At 46.5% G+C, this 7,347-nt stretch carries 7 protein-coding genes; 5 read left to right on the top strand and 2 right to left on the bottom strand.

Annotated features, from left to right (window positions below; translation table 11 throughout):
• The 5 genes from HMPREF3144_RS11875 to HMPREF3144_RS06330 form a co-directional block, all read left to right on the top strand.
• Positions 1-641: AAA family ATPase (locus HMPREF3144_RS11875; protein WP_246823914.1), on the top strand; the 641-nt coding region annotated here is incomplete at its 5' end.
• A gap of 202 nt (positions 642-843) precedes the next feature.
• On the top strand, positions 844-1,059 hold the full coding sequence (locus HMPREF3144_RS06345; RefSeq protein ID WP_018026304.1) for a cold-shock protein: 216 nt from the start codon (positions 844-846) through the stop codon (positions 1,057-1,059).
• 233 nt (positions 1,060-1,292) lie between these two features.
• Positions 1,293-2,093, top strand: coding sequence for an energy transducer TonB (locus HMPREF3144_RS11700; RefSeq protein ID WP_168163059.1), 801 nt, complete (start codon positions 1,293-1,295; stop codon positions 2,091-2,093).
• A gap of 33 nt (positions 2,094-2,126) precedes the next feature.
• Complete coding sequence (locus HMPREF3144_RS06335) at positions 2,127-2,969, top strand: MotA/TolQ/ExbB proton channel family protein (RefSeq protein ID WP_036557243.1); 843 nt, start codon at positions 2,127-2,129, stop codon at positions 2,967-2,969.
• Between the two features lie 3 nt (positions 2,970-2,972).
• Positions 2,973-3,590: an ExbD/TolR family protein gene (locus tag HMPREF3144_RS06330; protein WP_070476982.1), complete on the top strand. Its 618-nt coding sequence runs from the start codon at positions 2,973-2,975 to the stop codon at positions 3,588-3,590.
• On the opposite strand, the gene HMPREF3144_RS06325 is transcribed toward HMPREF3144_RS06330, so the two are convergent.
• Entirely contained in the window at positions 3,587-4,333 is a 747-nt protein-coding gene (locus HMPREF3144_RS06325) for an epoxyqueuosine reductase QueH (RefSeq protein WP_246823912.1), read from the bottom strand. The two genes, HMPREF3144_RS06330 and HMPREF3144_RS06325, sit on opposite strands and share 4 nt — an antisense overlap.
• Positions 4,333-7,287, bottom strand: a complete 2,955-nt coding sequence (glnE, locus tag HMPREF3144_RS06320; protein ID WP_070476980.1) for a bifunctional [glutamate--ammonia ligase]-adenylyl-L-tyrosine phosphorylase/[glutamate--ammonia-ligase] adenylyltransferase — start codon at positions 7,285-7,287, stop codon at positions 4,333-4,335. The genes HMPREF3144_RS06325 and glnE overlap by 1 nt, the downstream gene beginning before the upstream one ends.
• Positions 7,288-7,347 lie beyond the last annotated feature (60 nt).

Raw genomic sequence — 7,347 nt, 5'->3', positions numbered from 1 at the left:
GTTTAATCGGTGCGCCTCCGGGCTATGTGGGCTATGAAGAGGGTGGTTATTTAACTGAAGCAGTACGTCGTAAGCCTTATAGCGTGGTGCTGTTGGATGAGGTTGAAAAAGCACATCCGGACGTCTTTAACGTCCTCTTGCAAGTGTTGGATGATGGTCGCTTGACCGACGGTCAGGGTCGTACGGTGAGCTTTAGAAATACCGTTATCATCATGACCTCCAACCTTGGTTCGGAGCATATTCAACGCATGCAGGATGAGCCTTATGATGCGGTTAAAGCGGTGGTATGGGAAGAGGTTAAGCAGTCTTTCCGTCCAGAGTTCCTAAACCGTATTGATGAGGTGGTGGTGTTCCACTCACTGGATCAGAAAAATATCCAAGCCATTGCTAAGATTCAGATTGATCGTTTGGTTGAACGAGTTCAAGCCATGGAAATGGATCTGCAGATCACGGATGCTGCTTTAGCGGTATTGGCGGAGGCTGGTTTTGATCCGGTGTTTGGTGCTAGACCGCTAAAACGTGCAATACAGCAAAAGGTTGAGAATCCACTGTCCAAGTTGATTCTTGAAGGTAAATTTGCTGAAAAAGATGTGATTGTGGTTGATGCCAAAGACGGTGAGCTTGTGTTTAATAAGGCTTAAAGCTATATGTATTTGATTTAAGACAAATACGTAATCAGGAAAACCCTTAATAGTAAATTATTAAGGGTTTTTTTGTATTCACAAGATAGGGAGTTAAGGTACACTATTATGGACTTCTGAATTACTTTTGCCGTCTAGTCATATTAACGTCATTTTAGTAAGTTAGAATTCATTTTGTTTTTTAGTTTTACGAGAGTTATACATGTCTAAAGAAAACGGCGTTGTTAAGTGGTTTAACAATCAAAAGGGTTTTGGTTTTATTAAACCGGCTTCAGGTGGTCAGGATTTATTTGTACATCACACGGATATTGATACCGAGGGTTACCGTACCTTAGAGGAAAATCAGGAAGTTAGTTTTGTCGTTGCTGATGGCCCTAAAGGTCCTCAGGCCAAAGAGGTGACCCCAGTCGCTAAGTAGTCGCTTCGCTGATTGCCTAGTGCGATAGCTTAGTCGATAGCCTTTATTAGGGCTGCTTATTTCACACCCAGCTTGGATTTTATCTGAGCTGGGTGTTTTATTTGAGATCTAATGATAGGATAGTCGCTGATTTCACTAGACACTATAAATGATAATTGTTATCATTTCATTTGTTTGGAATGATGATAAGCAGCCCTGAGCTTTGCTTGTTTAAAGAATATCTTTAGAAAAAAGTGCATCCGGAATCGAATTATATTTACCCTGAATCAACTTGGAAAATCCGCCTATTAAGTGCTGTTTGCGTGGGCGCTTTATTTGCTGGTGTTTATTCCTTGATTAGTTATAGTTATGCTTTCAATGTCCCCGAGCCTAAAGGGCAGGAGGAGATTGTAGAGGTCGCGTTCTTTGAGCCAGAGGCGCCAATACCTTTAGGTGAGCAGTTGGAAGAACCAGAACCTGAACCCGAACCAGAACCGGAGCCTGAGCCCGAACCAGAACCGGAGCCGGAACCGGAACCGGAGCCGGAACCGGAACACGAACCTGAGCCGGAACCGGAACCCATTGTTGAGCCCAAACCGAAACCAAAACCGAAACCAAAACCCAAGCCTAAACCTAAACCAGTGGAGCGGCCTAAACCACAGCCCAAGCCTCAAGCACCACAACAATTTAAGTCGTTAACGAAGACGACGAAACCATTCGGCACACCCACCGGTCAGCCTAATGCGAAACCGGCTGCCCCCGTGAGTGGTCAAGCAGTTAATGTCTCGGCTTTGAATTTTGCGCGTCGTCCAAACTTGCGGGTGGACAGTAGTCATGGCTTTGCTCGTGGGCAAACGGTAGCAATTCGAGTGCGGGTGACGGTGGACGAGAAAGGGCGGCTGATGGATGTCAATATTTTATCGGGCGGTAATCCTCGTTTAAATCGTGATCTATTGCGTCAATTGCGTCAACAACTAGCCTTTAAGCCACATGTGGTCAATGGTGTGGCGCGTAAGGCACGGGGTGATTTCACCATTAATATTCAAGTGAGATAGTTTTTCTTTTTATTTAATTTTGAAGTGCAAATTATGAACCTAGTCAAAACCATTTTAAATCAAATTGCGGAGCCGGCAGCGCAGGCAAGTACGGAAGCTACGGCTAAGGCAGCTGAACAGCTAACCACTCAACAGAATATGCTGCATTTTGTAGAGCAAAGTGATGTTGTCGGCAAGACGCTTTTTGTGATTTTGTGTTTGATGTCTTTGCTGACGTGGTATTTGATTTTTGTAAAGGGTATCTCCAATCGAATTCAGAGTATTCGTAGTAAGCGTTTTTTAAAGCGCTTTTGGAACGCCAAATCACTCGATGAAGTGGCCGCTGATCTTGAGCAAAACGGCTATAACAATCCCTTTGGACGTTTAGCTCACCATGCGATTAAGGCCAGTCATTATCATCAGCAATACGGCGGTTCACGCTTATCGGATATCGGTAGCAGTGCAGATTTTACGATTCGCAATATGCGCCGTGTGATTGATGAGGAAACGGCTCGTATGGAAAATGGTTTGACCGTGATGGCTTCGATCGGTGCGACCTCGCCCTTTATCGGTTTATTCGGTACGGTTTGGGGTGTTTATCATGCCTTAATTAATATCGGGATGTCGGATGGGGTCAATATTAACGAGGTAGCTGGGCCTGTGGGTGAGGCTTTGATTATGACCGGTTTAGGTTTGGCGGTGGCCATTCCAGCGGTGTTGGCTTTGAATGCTTTTGTGCGTAGAAACCGTGTCATGCTGTCCAAAATTGATAGCTTTGCACACGATGTGTTTGCCTTTGTTTCTACGGGCGCCACCATTCAAACGACGGATAGCTTAACTGTGTCAAAAGCTGTGGCCACACCGGTACAGACTCAGCCTCAATCTATAAAGGAATAGCTCATGTCATCATTCGGAGGCTTTAGTTCGAATCGCCAACAAATGGGTACTGTCTCGGAAATCAATATGATTCCCTTGATTGATGTGATGTTGGTGCTGTTAATCATCTTTATGATTACGGCGCCTTTATTAACACATGCTATTAAAATTGATGTGCCACGTGTTAGTAGCCAACCTGCAGAACAGGATCCAGAAAGCATTGATTTAGCGATTAAGGCGAGCGGTGAAATGTATTGGAATAATGAGCCGCTTGATATGGATCAGTTAAGCGAAAAAATGACGCAATTGGTCAAGGAGCAAGAGGAAAAAACCATCAATCTGCGCATTCGCGCTGATGGTGAGGTGTTTTATGAGCACATTGCTCAAGTGATGGCTACTGCCAGAAACACCGGTGTTAAGCGCTTGGGCTTTATCACCACACCCGATGTGAGTAAGGCCGATCAACGGGCAATTGAGGCCACCAAAGCGTCTACGCCCACAGCTTCTAGTGCTGATGCGGCTAGCTCAGACACAAATGCAACGCCAACAAGTGAACATCGCTCGGCCCCCTCAACCGCTGTGCCAGCATCAGGCGCAGCTCAATCGAATGCGGCCACAGCAGATGCTGTGCCCGCTAATTAGCGATTTTCTTCCTGTTTGAGATCGTCGTGGCTGTAAAACTTAACGCCGATCTCAATTTTTTCTCGACCGTTTTGGCGTCGATGGTGGTTAGTATCTCGTAGCGAGTAAATACAGCCACAATATTCCTGCTGATAAAATTCTTCCCGTTTACTGATTTCAATCATACGCGCAGAGCCACCCCCTTTGCGCCAGTTATAGGTCCAATAAATGAGCTCGGGATAACGGGCAGCAGCACGTTGACCGCAGTCATTAATCTGCTGCATATTTTTCCAGCGCGAAATGCCGAGTGAACTAGTGATCGTATCGAAGCCATTTTCAGCGGCATAGAGAGCAGTACGCTCAAAGCGCATATCAAAACACTCCGTGCAGCGAATGCCGCGCTCTGGCTCCCACTCCATCCCCTTAACACGCTCGAACCAATTATCCGTATCGTAATCGGCATCTATAAAATCAATGCCATGCGTTTGGGCAAAACGGATATTTTCCTCCTTGCGAATCTCATACTCACGCTTAGGATGAATATTAGGATTATAAAAATAAATGCTGTAATCAATACCCGAGGCTAACATGGCCTCCATCACCTCGCCCGAACAAGGAGCGCAGCAGGAATGTAGCAGAACCTTGTGACGCCCCTTGGGTAAGGCTAATTTGGGACGTTCAATCTCCGTGACGCGTGGGGTGGCGGGTAATTCCGGTTTAGCGATAATCTTATCGTCCAAACGCGGGCGATTGCTGTTAGTCATTAGAATTCACTCCGATGTAAGGTTTGAGCTTCTGAGAAGACATGCTCCCAAAGCTCACGAACGGCTTGACGTTCATTTTGCATAGATTGTGGGTCGGTACGGGCACGCTCATCGCCTTGTAAGCGCAGGCTATGCTGCTTGGCACGATAAACACGATAAATATCCGCAACCTGATGGGCCAAAGGCTCAGGTAATAGACCGTAATTACCAGCCATTTTGAGTAAGGCAATATTACCCAAGTTTCTAGTTAAGTCGGGGTAGCGGTGACTATAGGCAAGCACAATATATTGCGTGATAAACTCAATATCCACCATACCGCCTTGGTCGTGCTTCAGATCAAAAAAAGCACTGTGGTTAGGGTAGCCCTCATGGATACGTTGCCGCATATCGACAATACCTTGCTTAAGTGTAGCTAAGTCGCGCTGGCGTAGCAAGATGGATTGCCTAATCGCTTCAAATCGTTGCCCGATACTCGCATCACCGGCAGTAAAACGAGCGCGGGTAAGCGCCTGATGCTCCCATAACCAAGCCGAGTGCAGTTGATAGTTTTCAAAACCATCAATCGACACCGCTAACAAGCCAGCATTGCCATCCGGTCTGAGGCGCGTATCAATATCATAGAGACGGCCGGAGGAGGTCATGGTACTGAGCCAATTGGTTAAGCGCCGTGCAAAGCGCGTGTATATTTCTATCCCTTGCACCGAGGCATCATCGAATAAAAACACTAAATCAAGATCGGACACATAGCCTAACTCCTTGCCGCCTAAGCGACCATAGGAAATAATGGCAAATTTTGGTTGCGCCGGCATGCAGCTGTTGTCATAACGTTGGCATACCAGAGGCCAGACCCGGCGCATGCTTTCGGCCAATAAATTATCGGCCAATAATGATAGAATATCCGCCAAATGCTCTACTGTAATAATGCCTTCAAGATCTTGCGCCAGCAGTTGGAAGGTGACCTGTTTTTTCAGATCACGCATCAGATTCATCTGCAGCTCCATATCCGGACTACCGTCCTCCAACACGCTCGCATCTAAATCTAATCGCAGTTGCTGCATGATGCTATCAATATCAATCGGTTGTAACAGCTCTTGCCAGTCAATTAGCTTATCCAGCACAATCGGGTGGCGGGTGATATAGTCGGCAATCCAAGGACTGGTATCGAGCATGCGGATAATTCGCCCGAGTACTTCGGGGTACTCATCGAGTAAGGCCATATAGGAGCTGCGCTGCACTACATTTTCGATTAAATCCATCAGGCGAGAAAAGGTATTTAACGGTTGTTTGGCTTGGTGCACCGCTTGAATCATTTTGGGAATTAATGAGTCTAAGCGATGTTTAGCTGGTTGGTTGAGATTTTTGATGCGGTAGCTTTGCTGTAAGCTAGTGAGCATGGGCTCAATGGCCGTGATAAAGGCAATATCCTCAAAGGTACGAGCGAAGGCTTGTTGCTCGGTTGCCGTGAGTTCAGCTTGGCTTGCGAGGATCTTAGGGGCGCTAGGATGGTCCGTTGTTGGACCTTGGCTTGTTTCGTTAGCACTGGCGCTTGGCGTGTCCTTATCCACCCCCACGAGCCTAAAGGCGGCTTTGAAAATGCGGCTCACCTCAGCACGGTAGTGTTGTAGCTTGCTGTTAAACTCATTTAAGCTTAAATCAAATAGCGCTGCTAACTGACTGAGCTCCTCGGCACCTTGCGGGAGGAGGTGGGTTTGCTGATCGGCTTTGTACTGCAATAAATGTTCAATGCGTCTAAAAAAGCGATAGACCTCGTCCAACAGCTGCTTTTCATCCTCGTCAATAATGCCCGCTTGTAGCTCGGCTTCCAATGCCTTAAAAAAGCTTGCTTGTCTCAGCGAGGGCATTTGCCCACCACGTACTAATTGTGCCAATTGCACAATAAACTCAATTTCACGAATGCCACCTTCACCTAATTTGATATTGTCTTGGTTTCCAAGCAGGGCTCGGCCATTGTTGCGTTGATGCCAATCCTCACGAATCTGTTCGCGCAAGCTACGTAATGCCGCCAAGGTATCAAAATCAAAGTATTTTCTGAACACAAAGGGTGATTGGATGCTTAAAAACTGCTGAATATAATGCTGCTCGCGGCTATTCTTAAAGGCTTTGAGCGGGATAGCACGCGCCTTTAACCAGGCATAGCGCTCCCACTCACGACCTTGTTTCACTAAGTAACTACTGAGTGCCTCTAAACTCCAGGCCAAAGCACTACCGTCGCCATCAGGTCGTAGGCGTAAGTCACAGCGAAAGACATAGCCCTCAGCCGTATGATCCGAGAGGATGTTGGCAATGCGCTGGGTGACTTTGCTAAAGAATTCATGATGGCTAATAACGCGTTTCTCTGCGCTTGCCAGGGTCTGACCTTCAAGCGGGTAGAGCATGATTAAATCAATATCCGAGGAGACATTTAATTCCTTACCACCCAGTTTGCCCATGCCGATAATTAACATCTCCACGGCTTCATTACGTTTGGGATCAAAGGGTATGCCGTGACGCGTAATCAATTGCAGCATGGCGGCACGATAAGCAATTTGCACGGCGACATCGGCAAAGTAACTTATTGTACTTAGCACCTCTTCAAGCGGTGCTAGGTGGCAAATATCACGTACCGCAAGGGCGCAAAAAACGCGCTTGCGCACCTGGCGCAAAACGAGTTTGCAGTTATCAATAGACAGCAGCTCCGCAACCTTTGCATGCTCCTTTAGCTCACGAAGATCGCTATGCTTTAATTGCTGAAACTCATTTTCAGTGAATGTTTGCAGCTCAGAAAACGCTGCTTTTAAGTAATTATCAACAGTTTCAGCGCAGAGTGGCGTTTGAATATCCTGGGCTAAACGTTCGCCGAAACCCTTTTCGGCGTTTAAACGATTGGCTAGGTATTGTGACCAGCTAGTGGCTTTATTGATGAAATCATATGGATTATTTTGCTCTAGGCTCATAGCAATGCTTCTTTAAAACGAATCTCACTAGCATATAATATTAAGCTTTACGGCAATCTG

This window comes from Oligella sp. HMSC05A10 (assembly GCF_001808335.1).
Classification (GTDB): Bacteria; Pseudomonadota; Gammaproteobacteria; order Burkholderiales; family Burkholderiaceae_B; genus Oligella; species Oligella urethralis.
This window is presented reverse-complemented; position numbering and strand designations above follow the sequence as displayed.

Excerpts from the sequence above, each read along its gene's own strand:
- glnE (WP_070476980.1), bottom strand. The coding sequence starts at position 7,287 with ATGAGCCTAGAGCAAAATAATCCATATGATTTCATCAATAAAGCCACT.
- HMPREF3144_RS06325 (WP_246823912.1), bottom strand. The coding sequence starts at position 4,333 with ATGACTAACAGCAATCGCCCGCGTTTGGACGATAAGATTATCGCTAAA.
- HMPREF3144_RS06335 (WP_036557243.1), top strand. The coding sequence starts at position 2,127 with ATGAACCTAGTCAAAACCATTTTAAATCAAATTGCGGAGCCGGCAGCG.
- HMPREF3144_RS06345 (WP_018026304.1), top strand. The coding sequence starts at position 844 with ATGTCTAAAGAAAACGGCGTTGTTAAGTGGTTTAACAATCAAAAGGGT.
- HMPREF3144_RS06330 (WP_070476982.1), top strand. The coding sequence starts at position 2,973 with ATGTCATCATTCGGAGGCTTTAGTTCGAATCGCCAACAAATGGGTACT.